The sequence below is a fragment of the Pseudomonas sp. Y5-11 genome (genome assembly GCF_022368695.1).
GTDB classification, from domain to species: Bacteria; Pseudomonadota; Gammaproteobacteria; order Pseudomonadales; family Pseudomonadaceae; genus Aquipseudomonas; species Aquipseudomonas parakoreensis.
Genome location: NZ_CP058974.1, coordinates 3,831,590 through 3,856,360, shown reverse-complemented (window position 1 = coordinate 3,856,360; position 24,771 = coordinate 3,831,590). Strand labels below are relative to the sequence as shown.

The following is a 24,771-nucleotide window of genomic DNA, read 5'->3' as shown; positions in this document are numbered from 1 at the left end:
GAACCTTGATAGATGGGTGGTTGGGACGTGCTCAGTGGGATGCGACGTGCCCGGCGGGATAACTCCATCCACCATCAAGGGGTTCAAAAAAAGACAACGCTGCCTCGATCTCAGCCTGAGCCTGAGTGATTTCGGCAGCGAAACGTTCACGTTCCGCATCAAGGAACACAAGAAGATCCGCCGTGTAATCGCGGAATTGGATTAGGCCAGGTTGGCAGGGGAATGGTCAGATTCGCTCTGGCTCACCAATGACTATAGTCGTTGATGACGCTTGCCGTAGTCGCTGAACGAATTTTCGGTACCCTCAAGTGCCAACAACACTTACGCGCTTATCTTGCTGCCATTTCAGGCGGCGCTTTAACACGATGATTTTGGCAGCTATTTCGCCACTTCAGACAAATCTACATCTGCTTTCTGGACGACAACGGCTGCCCGTTACGACAAGCAGAAACCGACCAGAGGCAGACACTGACACCGCCTTCAGGTCGACAGAATGAAGGTTGATATGGGAAATGCTCTGGACAAACGAGTCGTTGTCATTAGTGCCGGCATCGTGGGCGCTTCGCTGGCGTATCACCTGGCTGATAAAGGCGGGAATATCACCTTGGTTGAGGCTGAAGGTAATCAAAGATGCGGCTCGTGCAGCGATGGTGCTGTACCTAACGAATAGTCGAGATCGGTCTTCGGGAAGCTGAGCGGTAGCCTTTGCGAATATTGTCACTGACCGCTTTTGGCTGATAGCTGCCAGCCAACGTCAACTATTTCCAACTCAGCGCAAACACCGCATGGGATGGCGTTGGATTTTCTCCAGACGTCATTCAAGCCGTTCTTTCGCCATGGTCACGCCCGGTGTTCAAAATACCTGGTGGCTCCATCATCAGTTCGATGAGCGATGGAATTCACCGGTACTGAATTCCATCCGTTCATGGCGGCCGCTGGACCTGACTCAAGTGTGGCGCTGAACCAGTGATCACAAATACCAGCGATACTCCCGCGCGCTGATCTCCTGCATGAATGCCAGGTGATCCTGACGTTTGTTCTCGCAATACACGTCGACAAACTCGGCGCCCAGTCCCGCCCGCAGTTGCGGCTGATGCTGCAACGCGCGCACGGCATCGAGGATTTCCGTGGGAAAAGCGATGCCGCTGTTGCGATCGTCGTTGAGGGGCGGGATCGGTTCCTTGCCTGATTCCAGACCATGTTCCACGCCCACCAGAATTGCCGCCAGCACCAGATACGGGTTGGCGTCGGCGCCGGCCAGTCGGTATTCGATGCGCAGGTTTTTCGTATCCGACTCGGGGATGCGCAGGCAGGCGTCACGATCCTCGTAACCCCAGCTCGCCTTGGTCGCAGTGTTCACCGTGCCGCTCAAACGGCGCATGGCGTTCTGGTTCGGCGCGAAGATCGGCATGCTGTGCGGCAGCAGATCCAGGCACCCCGCCACCGCATGGCGCAGCGGCTGTTGGTGATTGGCGGCCAGCAGATTGTTGCCGGCGGCGTCATACAGGCTGACATGCACATGCATGCCGCTGCCCGGATGCTGCACGTACGGCTTGGCCATGAAACTGGCGCGATAGCCGTGCTTGAGCGCAACGCCGCGGGTGCTGCGACAGAACAGCGCCGCCCAGTCGGCGGCGCGCAAACCATCGTCCAGATGGCCGAAATTGATCTCGAACTGGCCCGGCCCCAGCTCTGCGGTAATCACCGTGGCGTCGATGCCCTGCGCCCGCGTCGCTTCAACCATGTCGTCGAGCACCGGGGCGAAACGCGACAGACGCTCGATGTGCATGTTCGGCTGATCATCAGCGTCGTCGGTCAGCTCGTCGCGAGGGAATTGCGGGATGCCGTCGCGAAGTTTTTTGTCGAACAGATAGAACTCAAGCTCAAACGCGACCACCGGGTGAATGCCTTTGCTCGCCAATCGATCCAGTACTTTTGCCAGCACTTCGCGGGGTTCGAACTCGATGGGTTTGGCGGTACCGTCGGAGGTGATCAGCATCTGCCCCAGCGGCTGATTTTCCCAGGTCACGGGCTTGAGGGTGCCGGGCACCAAGCGGCGCACAGCGTCCGGGTCGCCGTCGTTGAAGCAGTAATCGCCGATCTTGAACAGACCGCCCTGCACGCCCAGCAACACGCAGTTCTGCGGCAGTTTCAAGGCGCTTCCCGCCGCGACTTTTTCGAGCATGTCCACCGGATAGCGCTTGCCGTAAAAATGCCCCGGAATGTCCAGGGAAATCAGGTCGACATAGCGTACCTCGGGGTAGCGTTGGCGAAACGCGCGCACTTCGGCGAGCAGGTCAGAGCAGACAGCGTCCATCGTGTTCATCCTTTGTTGTTATCAGGTGTAGACCCAGAGCACGCGGGTAAGCTGCGCGGTGAGGTTGCCGTAGCGGCAATGGGTGTGACTGTCGAATTGAAAGCTGTCGCCGGCGCTCAAGGTCACCGGTTCGTCGTCGTTGCCCAGCCACAAGGTCAGCTCGCCTTCGAGGACGTAACCGCCCTGCTCCGAGCTGTCGCTCATGTGCCGGTCACCGCTGCTCGCGCCCGGTTCCAGATGACTTTCGAGCATCGAGAACGAGGCACGCATCTGCGGCGACACCAGAATGTCGGTAATGCCGCTGGCGTAATACAGCGTGCGGCGCTCGTCCGGGCGGGTAACCCACGGCACTTGTCTGGGTTTGGGCAGGCTGTAGAAATAGGTGGTCGGCACGCCGAGGGTTTCGCTGATCGCGGTGAGGTCGGCCACGGTCGGGCGCGACAGGCCGCGTTCGACTTGCGAGAGAAACCCCACCGAACGACCGATTTTGTCCGCCAGTTCCTTGAGGGTGCATTTCTTGTGCTTGCGCAGGTCGTGGATCAGGATCGCCAGCGCCGCGATTTCTTCTTGCTTGTTCATGGTCAAAATCCCATCAAATACTGTCGCGCAGCCGATACCAGGCCTTGCCGATGGCTTCCAGCGGTGCGGCGAAGTGCTTGCCACCGGGGAAACGGCCATTACTCAGGCCCTGATACAACGCCAGTTCATCCGCCTCGCCGAGAATCGCGTCGGACACCGCGCGGGCGGCGGCCAGTGTCGGCAGCACGCCATGCCCCGAATAACCCTGAAGCCAATATCGGTTGCCCTCGCCGCCGACATCCGGCGTACGGTTCATGGTCAGGTCGATGTGCCCGCCCCAGGCGAATTGCAATTCAACGCCCTTGAGTTGCGGGAACACCCGTTCGAGAAACGGCCGGGTCGCCGCCGCAATGTCCTTGGGCATGCCACCCAGATAGGTGCAGCCGCCGCCGAACAACAAGCGGTTGTCCGGCGTGCGGCGGAAGTAGTCGAGGACGAACTGGTTGTCGGTCACGCAGACGTTGCTCGGCAGCAGCGCCGTGGCTTGCTCCGGGGTCAGTGGCGCGGTGGCGACCTGGTAGGTGCCGACCGGCAGGATGCAGCTGGAGAGCTGCGGATCGAGTTCATCGAGATAGGCATTGCAGGCCAGCACCAGCACATCGGCCTTCACCGAACCGCGCTCGGTATTGACCCGGAAGCCATTGCCCTCCTGCTGATAACTCAACGCTTTGCTTTGCTCATGAATACGCCCGCCAGCACGCTCGATGGCGGCGGCCAGCCCGAGGGCGAGTTTCAGCGGATTGAGGTGCGCGCCTTCGGCGTCGTACAGGCCGGCCTGGTAGCGTTCGCTGGCGACCCATTGCGGCAGGTCTTCACGGGGAATGAATTGCAGGCCGTCATGGCCCCATTTGTGACTGGCTTCGTGTTGCCACTCAGTCAGCAGGCTGACTCGCCGCGGCATCACCGAGGTCCACAAATGGCCGGGGCGATAGTCGCAATCAAAACCGTGTCGCACGGGCAATTCACGCAGTTCCTGCGCGGCCCAGCGCATGCCGTCCCATAGGCGACGGGCGCGCTCATAGCCGAGCGCAGCTTCCAGCGGCGGCATGTCGCACGACCAGCCCAGAATCGCTTGCCCGCCATTGCGTCCCGACGCGGCCCAGGCCACGCGACTGGCTTCGAGCACAGTGACGCGCTTGCCGGCCAAAGCCAGACGCAACGCGGTGTGCAGCCCGCTGAATCCGGCGCCGATGATCAGCACTTCGGTGTCGTGTGCGCCTTCCAGCGCCGGCCGCGTGCTGAGAACATCGGCGCAACTGTGGGCGTAATAACTGGCGACATGCTGCTGGGATTGCTGAAACATTCGGCGCCTCATGAAATTTATTTCTTATAATTTCATGAAAATCTACAGAACAAATTTCATATCGGCAACCGACAACTGTTTCACTCACGCAGATCAATGCTCCAGCGCATAACGCCGACAATGTTCGAGATAGCCTTTCTCATGACGACCCACCAATTGCACGACACTGGACCACAGCCACGACGGTGCATCCAGGGTCTTCGAGCGGCACGCCTGCAGTTCACGCATCCATGAGGCGCGGGTGCTCATGTCCATCTGCCGGGCGTGGGCCAGCCCCACGACACGGGCCAGATAGCCGGCGGCGAGCTTCGCGTCGGTCTGGCTCAACTGATCGAGCTCAAGTTTCATGTCTTGTGGCAGCAGTTCGCGGATGAAGAAGCCATGGTCGAGCAGCCGGGTGGCGATCATCCGGTTACCCAGGCCCGGCGAGAGAAACCGCGCGCCTTCGACCACACGTTTGCCGTTGTCGCGGGGCATCGCGGTGCGGGCGACGCGCGGGGCTGCGGCGGCAACGGCCTCCTTGACGTCGAGCAAGCAATATTCCTCGTCATCACCCTCGCCCACACCGAGTAGCACCGCATAACGCTTGAGTCCCAGCGAACTGCAGCCTTTGACCCAATAGGCCGAATCGAGCATTTTCACCCGGTCGTCCTTGTTGCGCCCCTTCAATGAGGTCACCAGCGTGTGCAGATCTGGCGTGGCGCAAAGGGTCTTCAGCGCACTGCGCTCTTCGCGTGACAGCGACCAGAAGTGCTTGCCCAGCGGAATCGTCGGTTTGGTGTTTTCGATGCGTTCCTGGGCCAGATGCTTCCACGTGCGTTGCACTGCGCTGCGCATCCCGGCCTTGACTTGCGCGGGGCGTGGCGGCTCTTTGTCGACGTCGTCTTCAAACGCCTGCTCGTAGCCGCGCATCATCTCCTCGAGCATGCGCGCCGTGGCCACACCGGGCAGATCGGAACCCCGGGCGGCAGTCGCCAGCGACAGTGCGAGTCGCACCAGGTCATGCGCGGGATTGCCAATAACCGTCTGGTCGAGGTCGCGGATGTGGATATCGATGCGCCCTTTCAGATCGCCGGTCGGTCCCAGATTGCCGGCATGACAATCGCCGCAGATCCACACCGCCGGCCCTTTCGGCAGGCGACGCCCGGGCTGGCTGTGCAGCCACTCATAAAACTGCACCGTACTGCCGCGCACATAAGCGTGCGCGGAACGGGCCATTTTCAGATTGCGAAGTTGTGAGAGCGGTTCGAGGCGTGCGGAGGGCCGTGGGGTTTTCATGGACGCTTCTTGCAGAGAATGTGTCCTGTTGACCGCCCGTCACGAGCAAATGTTTCAAAGTATTACAAAGGCAGCTCAACCCGAGCCTGCAAGCCGCCGCTGCTGCGATTGCTCAACGTCAGTTCGCCGCCCTGCTCGCGCACGATCGCCCGCGCCGCCGACAGCCCGAGCCCGACGCCACCGGTTTCCCGGTTGCGCGAGGTTTCAAGGCGGAAGAACGGGTCGAACACCCGCTGCAACGACGCTTCGGGAATCCCCGGCCCCTCGTCGCTGACGTCAATGCAGACGCTGTAGCCATCACTGCTCAAGATAATGGTCGGCTGCTGCGCGTACTTTTCGGCGTTTTCCAGCAGATTGACGATCACACGCTTGATTCCCAGCGGGCGGCCCTCGTAGACCAGATGCGCCGGGCCATGGAAATCGATGGCGATGTTCTGGTCGCGGTAGTCGTCGATGATGGTCTGCAGCAACTCCGACAGGTCGAACGCAGTGCTTTGCTCAGGTTGAGTGTCTTCCCGAAAGAACGCCAGCGCGGCATTGATCATCGACTGCATTTCTTCAATGTCGCGGATCAGTTTGCCCTGATGATCAAAGTCCTCCATGAACTCGCTGCGCAGGCGCATGCGGGTCAGCGGTGCACGCAAGTCGTGGGAGATCGATGCGAGCATGTGCGTGCGCTCGCTGATGTAGTGCTGGATCTGCGCCTGCATGGTGTTGAAAGCGATGATTGCCTGGCGGATCTCGTCCGGGCCTTCGACTTTGATCGGCGGCGCGCGCAGATCACCGCCAAAGCGGCGGGCGGCACTGGCAAAGCGTTGCAGGGGTTTGGCCAGTTGCTGCGTGGCCAGCCAGGCCACCAGCACGGTGGCGATCAGACCGAGGGCGATGATGATCGCGATGCGTGTGCCGATGTCCAGGCCCCAGGAGCGCTCGGGCGAAGAGAACAACAACCAGCTGGCATCCGGCAGTTGAATCAGCGCCGCGTAGCGCGCCAGCGGACTGCCGCTCGGCCAGTCGGCGGGATTGAACACTCGAATGTCTCGCTCATCACCCAGCAACTGATGCAACCCCGACGTCTTGTTGGCGATCAGCTGCGTTCCTCCCGCTGGCAATCCGAGTTCGTCACGTTGCGCACTCCACGTCACCTCCTGCGTCGGGCCGGTTGCCGCGTGCGCGAGTTTCGGGCGTAAAGGCGCAGGTGCAGCCTCGATCACTTTGACGGTCGCGGCAATCTGCTCCAGCAACCCGGTGCGCTCAATCGGTGGCCGCGCCCAGGTCCCTGCCACCTCCACGAACAGAAAATTGAGCGCCAGCGAAGCGAGCATGGCCGCGACGATGGTCAGGGCAATCCGCCGACTCAGCGGATCACGGCGCAGGAAGCGACGGATCATGCGCGCGTGACCTTGGCGGTGAACAGGTAACCGCCGTTGCGCACGGTGCGGATCAGGTCCGGACGCTTGCTGTCCGGCTCGATCTTGCGGCGCAAGCGGCTGACCTGCACGTCGATGCTGCGATCAAAGGCGTCGTGGCCCTGACCGCGAGACAGGTCGATCAGTTGCTCGCGGGTGAGAATGCGTTGCGGGTGATCGAGAAACACCACCAGCAGATCGAACTCGCCACCGGACAGCGGAATCATCACGTTTTCCGGGGAGCGCAGCTCGCGACAAGTGATATCCAGATGCCAACCGGCGAAGGCGATCACCGGTCGCGAAGGTTCGCTGACAGGACTGACCTGCTCACCGGCGCGACGCTGCACCGCGCGCAGGCGCGCCAGCAATTCACGCGGGGCGAACGGTTTGGTCACGTAGTCATCGGCGCCCAGTTCGAGGCCGACAATCCGGTCGCTCAATTCGCCCATGGCGGTCAGCATGATGATCGGAATGCCCATCTGCGCCCGCACTTTCTGGCACAGGCTCAGGCCACCTTCACCGGGCAGCATCAGGTCGAGAATGATTGTGTCCGGGCGCTGCTGGGCAATCGCCGCCCACATCGCTGCGCCATCAGCGGCGACATCGACCTCGTAGGCGTGCTGGACGAAGAACTTCTTCAGCAGGGCGAGAATTTCCACGTCATCGTCGACGATCAGCAGTCTGCTCACGGGCACAGGATCCTCAGGCCAAAAAAAGAACGCATCTAAAACCATTCTGGCCGCCAGGTCATATATTTCAATCGAGCAACATTCCTTCGTCGCGGACATCAAGCGGACATGCTGCGGCAAAACCCCTCAGGCACTCTGCTCGCCATCGACAACCGGGGGGCATTCAATGAGCGCATTGCACGACAGGTACACCGCCGAGGGCCACGACGCCCGCTATCCGTTGATTCTCAGCCAGCGCACCAGCGCGCCTGATCAAAATACGCCGTTGCTGTTTCAGGAGTTCTGCCTGGGCCTGTCAGATGACCAAAGCCGTATCGTCCTGCGCCGCTATTTCGAGCAGTACGGCCCCGGCGATTCGCAATGGGTCGAGTACGTGCACTCGATTCCGACCGCCGACCTCATCCAGTGGATCATGAGCCACGGCCAGCTGCACATCGAATGCTCGGACAACACCCCGCCGCTCTCCTCCCCAATCACTGCCCGCGCTTGAACGACGCGGGTCAAAAGCGCAAAGCAAGGATTCGCATGATTAAAAGCCATTGCTTGATGACACTGATGTGCACAGCGTCTCTGAGCCTGTCGGCCTGCAGCAGCAAAACCGTTGAACCGCAGAAGTACACGGGATTTCTGCACGATTACAGCGTGCTGAGCGAGCACACATCGCCGTCCGGGCAGAGCGTGCTGGGCTGGGTCAGCCCGGCGCTGGCCCGAGGGCGTTACACCCAGGCCTATCTGGCGCCCAGTCAGTTCTACCCCAGCGTCGCGCCGACCGGGCGAGTTCCGCTGAGCACGCTGTCCGGCGTCACCGACTACTACGACGCCGCGCTCAGGCTGGAACTGGGCAAGGTCATGCACCTGGTAACGCAACCCGGGCCGAATACCCTGATCGTCAGACCCGCGATTACCCGCGTCGCCGCCAGCACCCAGGGCTTGCGCTTGTATGAATGGCTGCCGGTGACCCTGGTTGCCGCCGGCGTGAGCACCGCCACCGGCATCCGCGATCAGGACAGCGAAATCACCACCGAAGTCTCGTTCGAGGACGGCTCCACCGGCGAAGTGGTCGCCGAAGTGGTGCGCAAGGGCACCGGCGTGCCGCTGGAAAACGACAAACAGGTGCTGACTGCCGATGACGTCAAAGGCGTGCTGGACGGCTGGGCCAGTGATCTGGGCAAGTCGTATGCCGCGATCCGTCGCTGACGTTTCGCAAGAGCGGCACTGACTAAGGCAAATCCTCACCCTCCGGCTTTTGTGCGGGGGCCGTGAACCACTTGTCCTTCGGCACTCGCTTCTCTTGCTGCGGGTCATCCAGATAATGCGGCGACATGATCTGCACGCCATATTCGTTGAACACATCCTGAATATTGGCGTGAAGCATGCTCAGCAACACCGCACGCGGGCGCGGCTGGCTCGGAATGGCCTGCGCCACCAAGCGATATTCGGGATAGAAATCCGACAAGGCAGTCTGGAACACCTGAGCCGGCGGGTCTTCCAGAACACCCGGCGTGCGGCGAGCCGCCTCCAGCAACATCGCCTCGACCTGCCGCCAGGGGGTGTCGTAACCGATGGTGACCACGGTATCGACCACGTAACCGGGCCCCTTCACGGTCCGCGAGTAGTTTTTGGTGACGGTGCCGGTGATCATCGAATTGGGCAGCGTCAGCACTTCACCCAACCCGGTGCGGATGCGTGTAGTGAACATGCCCAGCTCGGTGACGGTGCCTTCATATTCGCCGATCCTGACGAACTCGCCGGGGCGCAAAGTGCGCGTGTAGGTCAGGATCAATCCGGCTGCCGCCTGCCCCACCACACTGGTAGCACCGAGGGAAATCATCAGGCCGATCAGCACCGACAAGCCCTTGAACGCATCGGTGCCGGCGCCCGGCAGATACGGATACGCCATCGCCAGGGCAAACAGCCAGATGGCCAGCGAGGTCAGGCGTTGGGTCGGTTGCAAGGTCTCATGGTTCAGCCAACTGAAGGTGCCCGGGGTCGCCATGCGCCGCAAAATGCGCCGGGCAAACGCCGTCACCCCACGGGCGATAAAGAAAATGGCCAACGCCACGCCGAGTCCGGGAATAGCCCCGACAATTCCATCCAGCAGATAGCCGGCCAACTCGAACAGATAGTTGTTGAGGCTTTCACCCCATGGCCGGGTATAGGGAAATCGCGACAGGACGAACCCGAGCCATTCGTAGGTCAGTAGCGCAATCACCAGCCAACGCAGCACCAACAGCAGGCGACTGACCAACGGATAAAGGAAATTGGCGTCTATCAACTGCACCCGCCCGATTTTCAGCACCTGGGTATGGCGTTCCATCAGCTCGGGCAATTTGCTCAGCAACTTGCGACGCAGGTAGGCCAGGCACCAGAGCAAGCCGACATAGATCACGGTTGACGCCGCCGCCAGCGCCAGAGACCTGATGATCAGGTGCAGGCTGCGCGCCTCCCCGGTTTCTGTGACCACTTGGCGCAGTTTCTCGGCAGCACCTTCGGCAGCCTGCTGCACCGAGGCGTACTCGAGGCCATCAACGTCCTTGGGCGCGACGATGAACGCGCGCTTGTCGCCCAGTAAAACCATGTAGCTGTTCTGGATCGGGTCGATCGATACCGTCAGATTCTCCGACTCGTCCAGCGCCTCGGTGATGACTGTCTTCGCTCGCTTGACGCGGGTCGCCGGCGATTCGCCCAGCAGCGTCGCGCGAAACAGCATGATGCTGCGGTTGGCGACCTTCAGCTCCACCGCTTCATTCGCAGGCTTTGCCGTCTCCTCAAGCGCCCAGCCAGCTCCGGACCCGAGCAACGCACAGACCATCATCGCTACCGCCAGCAGCCTGCTTCGCATGCACGTGTTTCCTTACGCCCGGGTGTCAGAGGAATACGTAAGGCAGCGTAGTTGAGCGCTGAACGGTTGTCAGATCGGCTTGCAGGATGAGGGTGATGACGATAAGTCTTGATTGCCGTCGTTCGCCCTCTGGCAGCCTCCCCCCGTTGCTTCACCCATTACCGGTCGGGTTTTCGGTGATATCGAATGTGCAGTCGATCTCGCGGAGTTGTTCCGTGTTTTGTTGGAAGATGCCTTTTACTATCGTGCCTTTTGCCTGAGTTGGCGTGGGCAAGGCGGCAAAGTTCACTTCACCGCTGGTGGCGAGAAAAAATCCTGATAGCGAGTGAAAGTAAAGCGCCCGCACTTGGCTATCGTCGCGTCCGAGTGTGTGTCGCAGCCCATTCACGTCAGTGTCGATCTGGATGGCGATATGCTCGGCGCCAACGGCGGGTCGGGTACGGCCAATGACCTCAAGGTAGGGCTCGGGCAGTCCGATGTCGTCTACACGTCGTATGCCCACTTCACTCGCGTCGAAGGTCTGTTTGTCGACCGTTCCCGTGAATGTACCGGTGCCTCCCGGTTTTGCAGTGTCGAAGCCAAAGAGATCGAAATTGCCTTTGCTTATTTCGAATCTCAAGTCGCCAGAGCCGACACGGTAATCGAACGTGCCCCACAAGCGCCTTTGCGTGGTGTCGAAATGCACCTGCAGCGAACCTTCATTCGACGCCAGGGATTCGTTTTCCGGGAAGCGTGAGTAGCGACCCTGTGCCTCAGAGGATGGGGTCAGTGGAAAAGAGTATTCCCGACCATCGCCTGCAAGGTCAGAGGGAAAAGAGAGATCAATGTACCGCTCACGGTTGTTTTCCAGCGGCATTCTGGCCGCAACTTTGTACTTGGCCCCAACGATAGTGACCTTGAGGTCTGTTTCTGCAAGGAAACTCAAAGACGGTTCTTCGTTGATCGTTGCCTCGACCCGTCCCGTCGTGTGACGCAGCAATGTAGGTGTCATGTCGGCACTCCTTGGTTATCCAGCCAGTGGATCGTCCCCGAACAAAGGGCTCCCCAAGCCTAGGGCTCTTTGACTGGCCGCATAACTGTCAGAGTTGACAGGTACCCATACCGCCCGGCGCGACGGTCTGGATCTGTAACTCCCGCTCAACCCTCCAGCATGCCGTGACACAACAGCGTCAACACCCCGCGCATGTGCAAGGCATGCGCCGGCCGGTCCGGTACTTCCTGGGTCGCCAAACGGATGAACGCCATGTTCGCGTACTGGTTGAACAGCGTCGCCGCCACGTCCAGATCGACCGACGCACGCAGCTTGCCCTGTGTCTGGAAATGCCCGAGCAGCGCTTTGGTTTCTTCGATCACCGCCGCATTCCACGGACTCATCGCCTGAGCCAGCTCGCCGGTCAGCAGAAACGGCGCCAACTCACGCCACAGCGAGGCCGGCATCGCTTGCAGTTGGTAGTCGGTCATCAAGCCTTCGAACTCGCACAGCGCCTCCAGCGGATCACTGTCGTCGTCCAGATTGGCCCGCGCATCACGCATCGCCTGCTCGTCCGGCTGTTTGAGCAAGGCCAGCAAAATTTCCTGTTTACCACCGAAATAATTGACCACCGTTGGCGCGGAAACCCCGGCCTGATTGGCGATTTGCTCCAGCGTGGTCGCGCCGAAGCCGTTGCTGATGAACAACTCCAGCGCTGCCTGCGCGATGATTTCCCTGCGCTGTTCCTTTTGCCGTTCTCTGAGCCCGCTCATGGTGCTGGTGTCCTGTCTTGCTGATGGCCGTCAGCCTACGGATTTCTTTTTTCACCGACAAATATTTTCTTTACAAAAATATTTTTAAGTGAAAAATATTAGCCGTGCACCGCTGGAATGAACGCGCACTCACTTGCCCCGTTTCTCTGGAGAACCGCCATGTCCGCCGTATTCGATCCGACCCGCAGCACCCGCGATTACCAGGCCGCCGACGCCGCCCACCACATTCACGCCTTCGTCGACCAGAAGGCGCTCAACGAGGAAGGCCCGCGGGTGATGGTCAGCGGGGATCGCCTGGCGCTGTGGGACAACGACGGCAAGCGCTATCTGGACGGCATGTCCGGGCTGTGGTGCACCAACCTCGGTTACGGGCGCAAGGATCTGGCCGCCGCGGCCACCGCGCAGCTGCAACAACTGCCCTACTACAACATGTTCTTCCACACCACTCACCCGCAGGTGATCGAGCTCTCCGAACTGTTGTTCAGCCTGCTGCCCAGGCACTACAGCCACGCGATCTACACCAACTCCGGCTCCGAAGCCAACGAAGTGCTGATCCGCACCGTGCGCAAGTTCTGGCAGGTGATGGGCCAGCCCGAGAAGAAAATCATGATCGGCCGCTGGAACGGCTACCACGGCTCGACGCTGGCCGCGACGGCGCTGGGCGGCATGAAATTCATGCACGAAATGGGCGGCAGCATCCCCGACGTCGCGCACATCGATGAGCCGTACTGGTTCGCTCATGAAGGCAACCTCAGCCCGGAAGCATTCGGCCTGCGCGCCGCACGGCAACTGGAAGACAAGATTCTTGAACTGGGCGCCGACAAGGTCGCCGCGTTCGTCGCCGAACCGTTCCAGGGTGCTGGCGGCATGATCATCCCGCCCGCCACCTACTGGCCGGAAATCCAGCGCATCTGTCGTAAGTACGACGTGTTGCTGTGCGCCGACGAAGTGATTGGCGGGTTTGGTCGCACCGGCGAATGGTTTGCGCACCAGGCCTTCGGTTTTGAACCGGACACACTGTCTATCGCCAAAGGCCTGACCTCCGGCTACATCCCCATGGGCGGCCTGATCCTGTCGCGACGCATGGCCGAAGCGCTGGTGGAAAAAGGCGGCGTGTTCGCCCATGGTCTGACCTACTCCGGTCACCCGGTGGCGGCGGCGGTGGCGATCGCCAACCTCAAGGCCCTGCGCGATGAAGGCGTGGTCACGCAGGTAAAAAACGACACCGGCCCGTACCTCCAAAGCTGCCTGCGCGAAGTGTTCGGCAACCATCCGCTGGTGGGCGAGATTCAGGGCGTCGGGCTGGTGGCGGCGCTGCAATTCGCCGAAGATAAAGCCACCCGCAAGCGCTTTGCCAACGAGAACGACATCGCCTGGCGCTGCCGCACCATTGGTTTTGAAGAAGGCTTGATCATTCGTTCGACGCTGGGCCGAATGATCATGGCCCCCGCATTGATTGCCACGCGGGCGGAGCTGGATGAGCTGGTCGACAAAACGCGCATCGCCGTGGATCGCACCGCTCGCGAATACGGCCGCCTGTAACCCATACCCCCTGTGGGAGCTAGCCTGCTAGCGAAAGCGGAGTGTCATTCAACATCAATGTCGACTGGCAGGCCGCCTTCGCTAGCAGGCTAGCTCCCACAAGGGCACTCGGTTGAACTCAGCACATCGGCTCAATCCGGCCCGGTTGATCGTGCCCATCATCGGAGACTTTCCCTGATTGTCGGTCTCTCTCGATGGCTCCCTCGACACCACGCCTTGCACTGTTGGCCCTGCTTTGCGCAGCGACCGACACTGTTTTCGCCAGCGACTTCTTCAACGACGCCAAAACCGAAGTGCTCAGCCGCAACTTCTTCCTGAGCAACGACTACCGCTCGCCCTCGCCCGCCGGCAAAAACTATAAGCAGGAGTGGGCCCAGGGTTTTATTGGCACGTTCACCTCTGGCTACACACCGGGCAGCGTCGGTTTTGGCATCGATGCCCACGCCTTTCTCGGCCTGAAACTCGACGGTGGCAAAGGTCATTCCGGCACCGGTCTGTTGCCGGTCGACAGCAGCGGTCGCAGTGAACCGAACTACTCCAGTGCTGGCGGCGCGTTCAAACTCAAGGTTTCGCGAACGACCCTCGCGTTCGGCGAGATGACCGTGGAAACCCCGGTGTTCGACACCTCGGACAAACGCCTGCAACCGGAATACGCCACAGGTTTGCTGTTGAACAGCCGTGAAGTCGACAACGTAAACCTCACGGCTGGCCACTTCACCGCGTTCAAGAATCAGGACAGTTCTTCAAGCCACGGCGACTTTTCCGGCTACGGCGCCACCACCGAGGCCGGCGGAATCAGTTTTCTCGGCGCCGACCTGTATGGCGACAGCCCCGTCGGTGGTTCGCTGTACGCTTCGGAACTGACGGACACCTGGCATCAGTACTACGCCAATCTGCACGTCAAACAGTCCGGCCTGCTGCTCGACGCGAACCTCTACCACACCCGTGATACCGGTCGCGCGCTGGCCGGGGCGATCGACAACACCGCGTTCAGCCTGTCCGGCAAGTACAACTTCGGCCCGCACGCGGTCATGCTCGGCTGGCAACGCATCAATGGCGACACGCCGTTCGATTTCGTGGGCGGCGACTCGATCTACCTCGCCAACTCGATCAAATACGCCGACTTCAACGGCGCCGGCGAACGTTCCTGGCAAGCACGCTACGACCTTGACCTCGGCGCCTTCGGCATCCCCGGCCTGACCTTCATGACCCGATATGTTCGCGGCAGCCACATCGACGGCACCCACGCGCCCAAGGGCGGCGCGTACAACCCGTTCGATGCCGACACCGGCGACTATCAACCGCAGCAAGGCGCTGGCGGCAAGCATTGGGAACGGGATATCGACCTGAAATACATCGTGCAATCGGGAGCGGCGAAGGATTTGTCGGTGCAGCTGTCGCACGTCTCGCACCGAGCGAATGAGGCACAGGCCGGCGATGATATCGACCGGATTTATGTGGTGATTCAGTATCCGTTGGGGCTTTGATGGCGGGTGGTTAAACCCAGACTCAGAGCTGACGTCGCCCTACGAATCCATCGACTGGAAAACTACACGAAGCCGCCGACAACGAAACCCTGCTGTACACGCCAGTCTGAAAACCCCAATCCCCTGTGGGAGCGAGCTTGCTCGCGAAAGCGCCCGATCAGTCGACACAGATGTTGAATGACGTACCGCATTCGCGAGCAAGCTCGCTCCCACAGGGGATTCAGTGCGTCGTGAATGCTGCGGTAATTGGCGGAAGGCAGCCGGAGTCGAACCTGCCCGGGAACGGATGCCGTCCCCAACCGGGTTTGAAGCCCGGCCGCGCCACCGGGCGCGATTGCCTTCCTTTGAACTCAGGGTGCGTCGGCACTGGCCAGCGCGTTGTCGTGGCGGATCACCCGGGATTCGCCGATGCGCCGGGTCAGGCCGAGGCGGTCGAAGTATTCCAGGTACTGAATACAGCGTTTGCGTCCCAAGCCTAGCGCATCACGAAAAGTTGTCACCTGGATCTGTGGATTTTCCTGCTCCAGTTGCAACAGGACATCGGCCATGCGCCGCAGTTGCCCAGCAGGCAGAAACAGATCGCGCACCACTTGGTGCATCAGCCCCAGGCGCGCCAGTTTGCGCAGCAGCAGACGCACCGCAGCGTCGTCTTCACCGAGCATTTTCGCAACATCGCGCACCCACGGCGGATCGTAGCCGGCTTCTTCGAACAGCGGCTGCATGCGCTGCCACAGGGTTTCGTCTTCGGCGTTCAGCCGCACCTGATGATCTGGCAGATGCAGCCATGGCCCGCTGGCGTTGATCGATCCGGCGCTGCGCAGCTCTTCCAGCAGACTGGCAAAGGTCGAGCGCTCCAGCGCCAGACCACTGAAGCGTCGCAGGCGATCGCGATCCGGTCCCATCTGGTCCGGTTCCAGCTCATGCAGTCTGGCCAACTGTTCCAACAGAATGAACTTCAACTGCCCCCAGCGCTGCACGTTGAACAGCACCGGGCCTTGGCGGGTATCGATCAGGCGCACATTGGCCGGTAGCGTCCAGTCATCACGCGGGCGATTGAACTGGCGCTCCAGCCGTTGCGGATCGAGGCCGCCCGCGCTGTGGTCGAGCAGCAGTGGCAGCGCCTGCTCAAGACTGACGCTGTCGGCCAGCGCTTGCAACTGCCCCAGCCGTTCCGGGCTGCGGCGCTGCCGGGCCGGGGCGAACGGATCGAGCACCTGACCGCCACCGAGGGTGCGTTGCGCGCTTTGGTCACGCAGGATCAGGCGATCGCCCTTCACCGCGTGTACCGGCGCGTTGATCAGCAGTTGCGCGAACATGCGCTCACCGGCACGCAGACGCGGGCCTTCAAGCAACGCCACGCGGGCGATAACGTCCTGAGTACCGAGGTGCACATGCACCGGATGAAAGTGTTCGAACGTGCGCTCGCCGGGCAGCAGTTGAAACTCAATGTCGACCCGTTGCGTCGGTGCGTGCAGCCATTCGGCCAGCAGCCATTGGCCGCGATGAATCTGCTCCAGGGTCAACCGGTCACCACTGATATTCAGCGCCACCCGTTGCCCGGCAAAGGCCTGTTCGGCGGTTTGACTCTGCGCGTGCAACCCGCGCACCCGCACCGCTTTACCGGATGGCCCGAGGGCGAGCTTATCGCCGACGCAAACGGCGCCCGACAACGCGGTGCCAGTCACCACAATCCCGGCGCCCGCCACGCTGAAGGCACGATCAATGGCCAGGCGAAAACCACCTTCGCGGCTGCGCTCATGGACTTCGCTTTGAATTTGCAGCAAGTTCTGGCGCAGTTCATCGACACCTTGCCCGGTCACGCTGGACACCGTCAGCATGGGTGCCTCGGCAAACGGCCCGGTTTCCAGCAGGTCGAGCACCTGGCGTTCAACCTCTTCCACCCTGCCCGGTTCGACCCGGTCGCATTTGGTGATCGCCACCAGTGCCCGGGGAATGCCCAGCAACTGCACAATCGCCAGATGCTCACGGGTTTGCGGCATCACCCCGTCGTCCGCCGCCACCACCAGCAACACCAGATCGATGCCCTGCGCGCCGGCGAGCATGTTGTGAGTGAATTTCTCGTGGCCCGGTACATCGATGAACCCGGTCAGCCCGGCACCGGGCTCCAGCTCCGCGTAGAGATAACCGAGGTCGATGGTCATCCCGCGCTCGCGCTCCTGCGGGCGGCGGTCGCCGGCTTGCCCGGTCAGGGCTTGCAGCAAGGAAGTCTTGCCGTGGTCGATGTGCCCGGCGGTGCCGACAATCACGACTCGACCTGCAACTGCGGCAACTGCGCCAGCCACGCCGGTTCATCGTCGAGTTGGCGTAGATCGAGCCACAGCGCATCGTCGTCAATACGCCCGAGCACCGGGATCGGTAACCCGCGCAGCGCCGCTTCCAGATTCAGCAGGCAACGCCCGCGCAAGCGTTTCGACACTTGCGGACGCAGGCACAGCGCGGCACTCGGCAGGCGCGCCACCGGTTGGCTGCCGCTGCCGATCATGCCCAAGGCCTGCACGGCGCTGACCTGCCAGGGTTCGCCCAAGACGCCAGCCATCGCCCGTTGCAAACGGCAAGCCTGGGCGAATATGTCGGCTTGCGGACGAGTCAACAGCCGCAAACTCGGCAGCCGTTCCGCGAGGCGATCCGGATCGCGATACAGGCCAAGCACCGCTTCCAGTGCGGCCAGAGTCAACTTGTCGACCCGCAAGGCGCGCTTCAACGGATTCTTTTTGATCTTTGTGATCAAGTCTTTGCGCCCGACAATCAACCCGGCCTGCGGCCCGCCGAGCAATTTGTCGCCACTGAAGGTAACGATGTCCGCGCCATCAAGCAGCGCCTGCCTTACCGTCGGCTCCGCTGGAAGGCCCCAGCGGGTCAGGTCGAGCAGACTGCCGCTGCCCAGATCTTCCAGCAACGGCAAACCATGCCGATGGGCCAGTTCGGCCAGTTCGGCGGTGGGCACCCGGGCGGTAAAGCCTTCAATGCTGTAGTTGCTCGCGTGCACACGCATGATCAAGCCGCTGCGCGGGCTGATCGCCGCTTCATAGTCGCGGGCGTGGGTGCGGTTGGTGGTGCCGACTTCGTGCAGGCGTACCCCGGCACGGGCCATGATGTCGGGGATGCGAAACGCGCCGCCGATCTCGATCAGTTCGCCGCGCGAGATGATGCCTTCCTTGCGCGCGCCGACACTATTGAGCGTCAGCAACACCGCAGCAGCATTGTTGTTGACCACGGTGACGGCTTCGGCACCGGTCAGTTCGCGGATCAGGCCTTCGATCAGGTCGTCGCGATCACCGCGCTTGCCGGTCGCCAGATCGAATTCCAGATTGAGCGGATAGCGCGCGGCCATCTGCACCGCGTCGATGGCTTCTTCGGGCAGCAACGCCCGGCCGAGGTTGGTGTGCAGTACCGTGCCGGTCAGGTTGAACACCCGCCGTACGTTGCTGCGCTGCTGCTGGGCCAGACGTTCGCCGACGCGGCCGGCGAGCACGTCGGGGCTGATTTCAATCGCCGACAATTGGCCGTTCAATACGCTGGAACGCAACTCATCGAGCAACTGGCGCAAACCGGCCAGCAACGACTCACGCCCATAACGCTCGGCCAGCGGCAGACAGGCCGGGTGACGTAACAACCCATCAATGGAAGGTAAACGCGGGGCCACACTTGCGGACATCAGCCACTCCCGAAAAAACAAGACTGTCCGGCGAGTGTAGACGTTCTGGTCATTCGTCTCCCGGCGCCAGCAACAGATTCGGTGCCAGACGCTGATAACCGTCCTGCGCCAGACGCATGTCGAGCAGCAGGCTGGTGAGATCCGCCGACAGCGCTTCGCCTTCGGCATCGTTTTCCAGGTACACCAGCTTCAGGTAGCTGTTGCAGCCCGGGCACACCTCCGCCCGAATCGGCGCCTGATTGGCGGCGTGGCGATCATCCTCAAGGCTCAGGTAATCCAGCCCCTTGCTCGACTCGCAATACACGCACTTGACCCGCACCACATGCCATTCACAGGCGCACAGCGAACACACCAGATAACGCAGACCGTTGTGCTTGCCGCGGTGGCGGATCACCCCGGCCATCGCCGGTGACCCGCAGCCCGGGCATTGGCTGAGGCTGTCGCCGGGTTTCAGTTGCAGGTTCGGTGCGCTGAGCAACCAGTGGCTCCACGCCGCTTGCAGCCCGGCGCCGAGGAACGGCACCAACTGCGCCGGCACCATCGAGTATTGACCGCTGACCAACGCCACCGCCCACGCACGCAACTGGCCGGCACTGGCGCTGCGCAGTGTAGCGAGCGCGTCGACTACGGCGGGTTGCTCGGGCGCCACGTAACGTTGCAATAAAGCCTCCAGATAAGCCTGCCAAGCGTCTTCGCGCACCAGTGTGTCGGCGGCGAACGGCGGTAACCCATGTTGCTGACAGGCTTCGATCCTTTGCTGATCAAACGGTACTGTCAGCGGCGGATCATCGAACACCTGCTGCTGAGCCCGGCACAATCCGGCGATCAGCCGCAGGTAATCAGCCAGCGGATGCCCATGAGCCAATTGCTCCAGACGCTGGGCGCGCAAAGTGAACAGGTTGTGCGGCGGCAGGTGCAGAAACGGCGGCGAACTGGCCGCCGCTTCGATTTCCCCGGGTTCAAGAATGGTTGGCAAAAGTCAGCCCTTTTTGGTGATCGGTCGTTCCGACACGTCCGGATTGCGTTCATTACGGGTGATGTCGCGATACCAGAGTTCGTGGTGTTTCCTGGCCCAGGCGCGGCTGACCCAGCCATGCAGCATCGCGTCCACCGAACCTTTGATCCACAGGCCGGCGTAGATGTGCACGATGATGCTGAGAATCAGCACAAACCCGGCCAGCGCATGCAGGAGCATGGCCCAGCGAATCGCGGTGATGCCGAAATACGCGCTGAAATACGCGCGCCAGATCACCAGCCCGGTGAACAGCAAGCCGAGCATGCACAGCAGTAAAGTCCAGAACAGCAGCTTCTGCCCGGCGTTGTATTTGCCCACCGGCGGCACGCTTTCTTCATCGTTGACCAGCACCCGGTCGATGCGGCGCAGCCACTTCCCGTCGTTGTCGATGAAGAAGTTCGCGCGCCAGAAACGGAACACCAGGCCGAGGAACAACACGAACATCAGCACGCCCATGAACGGGTGCAGAATCCGCGTCCATGGTCCGCCGCCGAACAGGTGGGTCAACCAAAACATCGATGGATGAAACAACGCCAGCCCCGACAGCCCGGCCATAAAGAACAGAATCGCTACCAGCCAGTGATTGGTGCGCTGGTTGGCGGTGTAGCGCAGGATCGTCTTGTTGCTCATGGCCGGTCCTCCCCGCGTGGGTCGAAGGTGTGCACCGCCGGATCGACAACGTGCACCGAGGTATCAGGTGGCGTCGGATGTTCATCCTCCTCAACGCGATTCGGCCCGATACGCACATAGTGGAAGAACCCGGCCAGCACCGCTGCGCCCATTGCCAGCAAGCCCAGCGGTTTGCTGATGCCTTTCCACAAGCCCACCAGCGGACTGATGGCCGGTGCATCCGGCAACCCGGCGTAGATCTTCGGCGTGTCGACGTGATGCAACACGTACATCACATGAGTGCCGCCGACGCCTTCCGGGTCGTACAGCCCGGCGTTGTCGAAGCCACGGCTTTTCAGGTCGACGATGCGTTCGGCGGCGTGCTCCTTCATGTCTTCCTTGGTGCCGAAGACGATGGCGCCGGTCGGGCAGGTTTTCACACAGGCCGGCTCCAGCCCTACCGCCACCCGATCCGAACACAAGGTGCATTTGTAGGCCTTGTGGTCTTTCTGCGAAATCCGCGGAATGTTGAACGGGCAACCAGTGATGCAATAACCGCAACCGATGCAATGATCCTGATCGAAATCGACGATGCCGTTGGCGTGCTTGATGATCGCCCCGGGACTTGGGCAGGCCGTCAGGCAACCCGGCTCGGCGCAATGCATGCAGCCGTCCTTGCGGATCAGCCACTCCAGGTTACCGGCGTCGGTCTCGTGTTCGGTGAAACGCATCAAGGTCCAGGTTTCTGCGCTCAGGTCCTGCGGGTTGTCGTAGGTGCCGTGGTTGTGGCCGACCTCGTCGCGCAGCTCGTTCCATTCCGAGCAGGCGACCTGGCAGGCCTTGCAACCGATGCATTTGGTGGTGTCGATCAGCTTGGCGACTTCCTGCTGATTCCTCACCGAGGGCGGCACCGTGGTGGTGGCCGAGCGGGCAATGATGTCTTGGCTGGCCATTTACAGTTTCTCCACGTTGACCAGGAATGACTTGGATTCCGGGGTCTGTGTGTTGCCATCGCCGAGGAACGGCACCAGGGTGTTGGTCAGGTAACCGTGGCGCGTTTGACCGGTGAATCCCCAGTGCAGCGGGATGCCGATCTGATGCACCACCTGGCCGTTGACCTGCAGCGGCCGGATGCGTTTGGTCACCACCGCCACCGCCTCGATGAACCCGCGCTTGCAACTGACCCGCACTCGATCTCCGGCGGCGATGCCCTTCTCCTTCGCCAGCACTTCGCCAATTTCGACGAACTGCTCGGGCTGGGCAATCGCATTCAACTTGCAATGCTTGCTCCAGAAGTGGAAGTGCTCGGTCAGCCGGTAACTGGTGCCGGCGTACGGGAAGTCCTTGGCTTCGCCGAGGCTTTCCCAGACCGAGTCGAAGATCCGCGCCGCCGGGTTGCTGGTGGCTTTCTTGTTCTGCGGGTGCAGCGGGTTGATGCCGATGGGCGTTTCGAACGGCTCGTAGTGCTCGGGGAATGGCCCCTCGTTCATCTTGTCGACGGCGAAGAACCGCGCCACGCCTTCGGGGTTCATGATGAACGGGTTCATCCCGGCTTCCGGCGGCACATCGGCCTTGTAGTCCGGCACATCGGTGCCGCCCCAGGCCTTGCCGTTCCACCACACCAGACGTTTTTTCGGATCCCACGGTTTGCCCGCGACGTCTGCCGAAGCGCGGTTGTAGAGAATCCGCCGGTTGGCCGGCCACGCCCAGGCCCAGCCCAGATGCTGGTGCATGCCATACGGGTCGGCGTTGTCACGCCGGGCCATCTGGTTGCCGGCCTCGGTCCAGCTGCCGGCGAAGATCCAGCAACCGGACGCGGTGCTGCCGTCGTCCTTGAGCTGAGCGAATGCCGCCAGTTGCGAACCGGCCTTGACCGTCGCGCCACTGGCATCGGTGAAGTCGGCCATGGCGCTGCCGTTGATTTCCTTCGCCAGTTCTTCCGGCGAAGGTTCGTCGGGGATCTTGTACGGCCACGACAGTTTCAGCAGCGGGTCGGGGAACTTGCCGCCCTCGGCCTGATAACGCTTGCGCAGGCGCAAGAACAGTTCGCTCATGATGCGGATATCGGTTTGCGCTTCGCCCGGGCCATCAGCGCCCTTCCAGTGCCATTGCAGCCAGCGGCTGCTGTTGACCAGCGAGCCGTCCTCCTCGGCGAAGCAGGTGGTGGGCAGGCGAATCACTTCGGTCTGGATCTCCGCGCTTTTCACGTCGTTGTACGGCCCGACGTTGTGCCAGAACTCCGAGGTCTCGGTGGCCAGCGGGTCCATCACCACCAGCCACTTGAGCTTGGCCAGTGCGCCCATGACCCGGTTCTTGTCCGGCAGCGCGGCGATGGGGTTGAATCCCTGGCACATGTAGCCGTTGACCTTGCCCTGGCTCATCAGGTCGAACATTTTCAGCACGTCGTAGTTGGGAATGTCGAGTTTCGGCAAATGGTCATAGAGCCAATTGTTCTCGACGGTGGCGTTGGCGCCGTACCACGACTTCATCAGGCTGACGTGGAATTTGCTGTAGTTCTGCCAGTAGGACAACTGCCCCGGACGCAACGGCATTTGCGTACGTTTTTTGATGAAGGCGTTGTAGTCCTGCTCGGCATCGCCCCCCAGGGTCAGATAGCCCGGCAGTGCGTTGGACAACAACCCGAGGTCGGTCAGGCCTTGAATGTTCGAGTGGCCGCGCAAGGCATTCACCCCGCCACCGGGCATGCCGACGTTGCCCAGCAGCAATTGCACCATCGCCGCGCTGCGGATGATCTGCGCGCCAATCGAGTGTTGCGTCCAGCCGAGGGCGTAGAGAATGGTCATGGTCTTGCCCGGGATCGAGCAAGTGGCGATATCTTCCCAGATCTTTTTCATCGCCTCGACCGGCATCCCACAGATCTGGCTCGCCAGATCAATGTTGTAGCGGCTGTAATGCTGCTTCATCAATTGATAGACGCAGCGCGGGTCCTGCAGGGTCGGGTCGACCTTGACGAAGCCGTCCTCGCCCAGCTCGTAGCCCCAGCCGGATTTGTCGGTGTAGCTGCGCTTGGCCGCGTCATAGCCGCTGAAGAGACCGTCTTCGAAGCTGAACCCGGCTTTGACGATGAACGAAACGTCGGTGTAGTTGCGCACGTACTCGTGCTGGATCTTGTCCTCGGTCAGCAAGTAATTGATCAACCCGCCCATGAAGGCGATGTCGGTACCGGTGCGGATTGGCGCGTAATAGTCGGCCACCGAAGCGGTCCGGGTAAAACGCGGGTCGACCACGATCAGCCGGGCAGCGTTGTGCGCTTTGGCCTCGGTCACCCATTTGAAGCCGCACGGATGCGCTTCTGCTGCGTTGCCACCCATCACCAGGATCAGATTCGCGTTGGCGATATCGGTCCAGGTATTGGTCATGGCTCCACGGCCGTACGTCGGGGCAAGACTTGCCACCGTCGGGCCGTGTCAGACACGCGCCTGGTTATCGAACCCCAGCATGCCGAGACTGCGAATCACCTTCTGGGTGATGTAGCCCGCTTCGTTGGACGCTGCCGACGCCGCGAGGAACCCGGTGGAGACCCAGCGGTTCACCGTTTGCCCGTTGGCATTTTTTTCGATGAAGTTGGCGTCGCGGTCGGCCTTCATCAGGTCGGCGATACGATCGAGCGCTTCATCCCAACTGATCCGCGTCCATTCGCTGCTGCCGGGCTTGCGCACCTGCGGGTATTGCAAGCGGCCGGGGCTGTGAATGAAGTCCAGCAGGCCCGCGCCTTTTGGACACAGGGTGCCGCGGTTGACCGGGTGGTCGGCGTCGCCCTCGATATGGATGATATTTTGCGCGACGTTCTTCGCGGCATCGCCCTGGCTGTACATGATCAACCCGCAACCGACCGAGCAATACGGGCAGGTGTTGCGGGTTTCATGAGTGTGGGCAAGCTTGAAGTGACGCACCTGCTCGGCGAAGGCCTGCGTCGGGGCCATGCCCAACGCGCCCAGGCTAGAGCCTGCAAGGCCGATACCGGCGACCTTGAAGAATTGACGACGGCTGAGATCCATCGTGCACTCCTGATCAGGTGGAACCCGGTACTTGAGCCGGGCTTTTTCTGGACAAACACGGTTACGGCAGAATGGCTGCCGGCTTTTTCACTGTAGACAATGACCACATGCTCTGTGTGAAAACCGACCGTCGGCCGTTTGTCGGTCTATTGGCCAATGAACGCAAAACCCTGTGGGAGCTGGCTTGCCAGCGAAAGCAGTGGATCAGTCAACACTAATAGCGACAGTGACGACGCCATCGCTGGCAAGCCAGCTCCCACAGG

General features: G+C 61.4%; 19 protein-coding genes, 1 tRNA gene and 3 pseudogenes. 6 read left to right on the top strand and 17 right to left on the bottom strand.

Annotated elements, in window-relative coordinates:
• Positions 1-31 precede the first annotated feature (31 nt).
• Positions 32-321: pseudogene (locus tag HXW87_RS16975) on the bottom strand (TolC family protein); the annotation flags it as partial.
• Positions 322-505: 184 nt separating this feature from the next.
• On the opposite strand from HXW87_RS16975, the pseudogene HXW87_RS16970 reads away from it, so the two are divergent.
• Positions 506-619, top strand: a pseudogene (locus tag HXW87_RS16970) (FAD-dependent oxidoreductase); the annotation flags it as partial.
• A gap of 351 nt (positions 620-970) precedes the next feature.
• Here HXW87_RS16970 and HXW87_RS16965 read toward each other — a convergent pair.
• From HXW87_RS16965 to HXW87_RS16940, 6 genes are all read right to left on the bottom strand, one after another.
• The gene (locus HXW87_RS16965) at positions 971-2,317 is read right to left on the bottom strand and encodes a glutamine synthetase family protein (RefSeq protein ID WP_131670454.1); all 1,347 of its coding nucleotides are present in this window, start codon (positions 2,315-2,317) and stop codon (positions 971-973) included.
• 21 nt (positions 2,318-2,338) lie between these two features.
• Positions 2,339-2,896 carry a cupin domain-containing protein gene (locus HXW87_RS16960; RefSeq protein WP_047294492.1) on the bottom strand — a complete coding sequence of 186 codons (558 nt, stop codon included), beginning with the start codon at positions 2,894-2,896 and terminating at the stop codon, positions 2,339-2,341.
• 13 nt (positions 2,897-2,909) lie between these two features.
• Entirely contained in the window at positions 2,910-4,199 is a 1,290-nt protein-coding gene (locus tag HXW87_RS16955) for an FAD-binding oxidoreductase (RefSeq protein ID WP_239776849.1), read from the bottom strand.
• A 93-nt stretch (positions 4,200-4,292) separates the two neighbouring features.
• Positions 4,293-5,477 carry a DUF2252 family protein gene (locus tag HXW87_RS16950; protein WP_047294495.1) on the bottom strand — a complete coding sequence of 395 codons (1,185 nt, stop codon included), beginning with the start codon at positions 5,475-5,477 and terminating at the stop codon, positions 4,293-4,295.
• Between the two features lie 62 nt (positions 5,478-5,539).
• Positions 5,540-6,868 carry an ATP-binding protein gene (locus tag HXW87_RS16945; protein ID WP_239776847.1) on the bottom strand — a complete coding sequence of 443 codons (1,329 nt, stop codon included), beginning with the start codon at positions 6,866-6,868 and terminating at the stop codon, positions 5,540-5,542.
• Positions 6,865-7,620: a response regulator gene (locus HXW87_RS16940; RefSeq protein WP_239776841.1), complete on the bottom strand. Its 756-nt coding sequence runs from the start codon at positions 7,618-7,620 to the stop codon at positions 6,865-6,867. Before HXW87_RS16940 ends, HXW87_RS16945 begins: the two co-directional genes overlap by 4 nt.
• A gap of 121 nt (positions 7,621-7,741) precedes the next feature.
• On the opposite strand from HXW87_RS16940, the gene HXW87_RS16935 reads away from it, so the two are divergent.
• The gene (locus tag HXW87_RS16935) at positions 7,742-8,065 is read left to right on the top strand and encodes a hypothetical protein (RefSeq protein ID WP_047294501.1); all 324 of its coding nucleotides are present in this window, start codon (positions 7,742-7,744) and stop codon (positions 8,063-8,065) included.
• A 35-nt stretch (positions 8,066-8,100) separates the two neighbouring features.
• Positions 8,101-8,772 carry a DUF3313 domain-containing protein gene (locus HXW87_RS16930; protein ID WP_239776834.1) on the top strand — a complete coding sequence of 224 codons (672 nt, stop codon included), beginning with the start codon at positions 8,101-8,103 and terminating at the stop codon, positions 8,770-8,772.
• Between the two features lie 22 nt (positions 8,773-8,794).
• Here HXW87_RS16930 and HXW87_RS16925 read toward each other — a convergent pair whose 3' ends face one another.
• From HXW87_RS16925 to HXW87_RS16915, 3 genes are all read right to left on the bottom strand, one after another.
• Positions 8,795-10,417: a mechanosensitive ion channel domain-containing protein gene (locus tag HXW87_RS16925; RefSeq protein WP_047294504.1), complete on the bottom strand. Its 1,623-nt coding sequence runs from the start codon at positions 10,415-10,417 to the stop codon at positions 8,795-8,797.
• Positions 10,418-10,568: 151 nt separating this feature from the next.
• Positions 10,569-11,408, bottom strand: coding sequence for a hypothetical protein (locus HXW87_RS16920; RefSeq protein ID WP_239776832.1), 840 nt, complete (start codon positions 11,406-11,408; stop codon positions 10,569-10,571).
• A 146-nt stretch (positions 11,409-11,554) separates the two neighbouring features.
• Positions 11,555-12,160 carry a TetR/AcrR family transcriptional regulator gene (locus tag HXW87_RS16915; RefSeq protein ID WP_121185525.1) on the bottom strand — a complete coding sequence of 202 codons (606 nt, stop codon included), beginning with the start codon at positions 12,158-12,160 and terminating at the stop codon, positions 11,555-11,557.
• 159 nt (positions 12,161-12,319) lie between these two features.
• Here HXW87_RS16915 and HXW87_RS16910 point away from each other — a divergent pair, with 159 nt between their 5' ends.
• From HXW87_RS16910 to HXW87_RS16900, 3 genes and pseudogenes are all read left to right on the top strand, one after another.
• Positions 12,320-13,702, top strand: coding sequence for an aspartate aminotransferase family protein (locus tag HXW87_RS16910; protein ID WP_239776830.1), 1,383 nt, complete (start codon positions 12,320-12,322; stop codon positions 13,700-13,702).
• 194 nt (positions 13,703-13,896) lie between these two features.
• Positions 13,897-15,189 carry an OprD family porin gene (locus tag HXW87_RS16905; protein WP_239776828.1) on the top strand — a complete coding sequence of 431 codons (1,293 nt, stop codon included), beginning with the start codon at positions 13,897-13,899 and terminating at the stop codon, positions 15,187-15,189.
• 125 nt (positions 15,190-15,314) lie between these two features.
• A pseudogene (locus HXW87_RS16900) lies at positions 15,315-15,404 on the top strand (metal ABC transporter ATP-binding protein); the annotation flags it as partial.
• 32 nt (positions 15,405-15,436) lie between these two features.
• Here HXW87_RS16900 and HXW87_RS16895 read toward each other — a convergent pair.
• The 7 genes from HXW87_RS16895 to fdnG all read right to left on the bottom strand — a co-directional run bounded on the left by HXW87_RS16895 (position 15,437) and on the right by fdnG (position 24,508).
• A tRNA-Sec gene (locus tag HXW87_RS16895) sits at positions 15,437-15,532 on the bottom strand.
• Positions 15,533-15,539: 7 nt separating this feature from the next.
• Entirely contained in the window at positions 15,540-17,456 is a 1,917-nt protein-coding gene (gene selB / locus HXW87_RS16890; RefSeq protein WP_239779163.1) for a selenocysteine-specific translation elongation factor, read from the bottom strand.
• Positions 17,453-18,865: an L-seryl-tRNA(Sec) selenium transferase gene (gene selA / locus HXW87_RS16885; RefSeq protein ID WP_239776826.1), complete on the bottom strand. Its 1,413-nt coding sequence runs from the start codon at positions 18,863-18,865 to the stop codon at positions 17,453-17,455. Before selA ends, selB begins: the two co-directional genes overlap by 4 nt.
• A 49-nt stretch (positions 18,866-18,914) precedes the next feature.
• The gene (fdhE, locus tag HXW87_RS16880) at positions 18,915-19,841 is read right to left on the bottom strand and encodes a formate dehydrogenase accessory protein FdhE (RefSeq protein WP_239776816.1); all 927 of its coding nucleotides are present in this window, start codon (positions 19,839-19,841) and stop codon (positions 18,915-18,917) included.
• A 3-nt stretch (positions 19,842-19,844) separates the two neighbouring features.
• Entirely contained in the window at positions 19,845-20,510 is a 666-nt protein-coding gene (locus tag HXW87_RS16875) for a formate dehydrogenase subunit gamma (protein ID WP_047294520.1), read from the bottom strand.
• Entirely contained in the window at positions 20,507-21,442 is a 936-nt protein-coding gene (gene fdxH / locus HXW87_RS16870) for a formate dehydrogenase subunit beta (protein WP_239776800.1), read from the bottom strand. The genes HXW87_RS16875 and fdxH overlap by 4 nt, the downstream gene beginning before the upstream one ends.
• Positions 21,443-24,508: a formate dehydrogenase-N subunit alpha gene (fdnG, locus tag HXW87_RS16865; protein WP_239776791.1), complete on the bottom strand. Its 3,066-nt coding sequence runs from the start codon at positions 24,506-24,508 to the stop codon at positions 21,443-21,445.
• Positions 24,509-24,771: the final 263 nt, after the last annotated feature.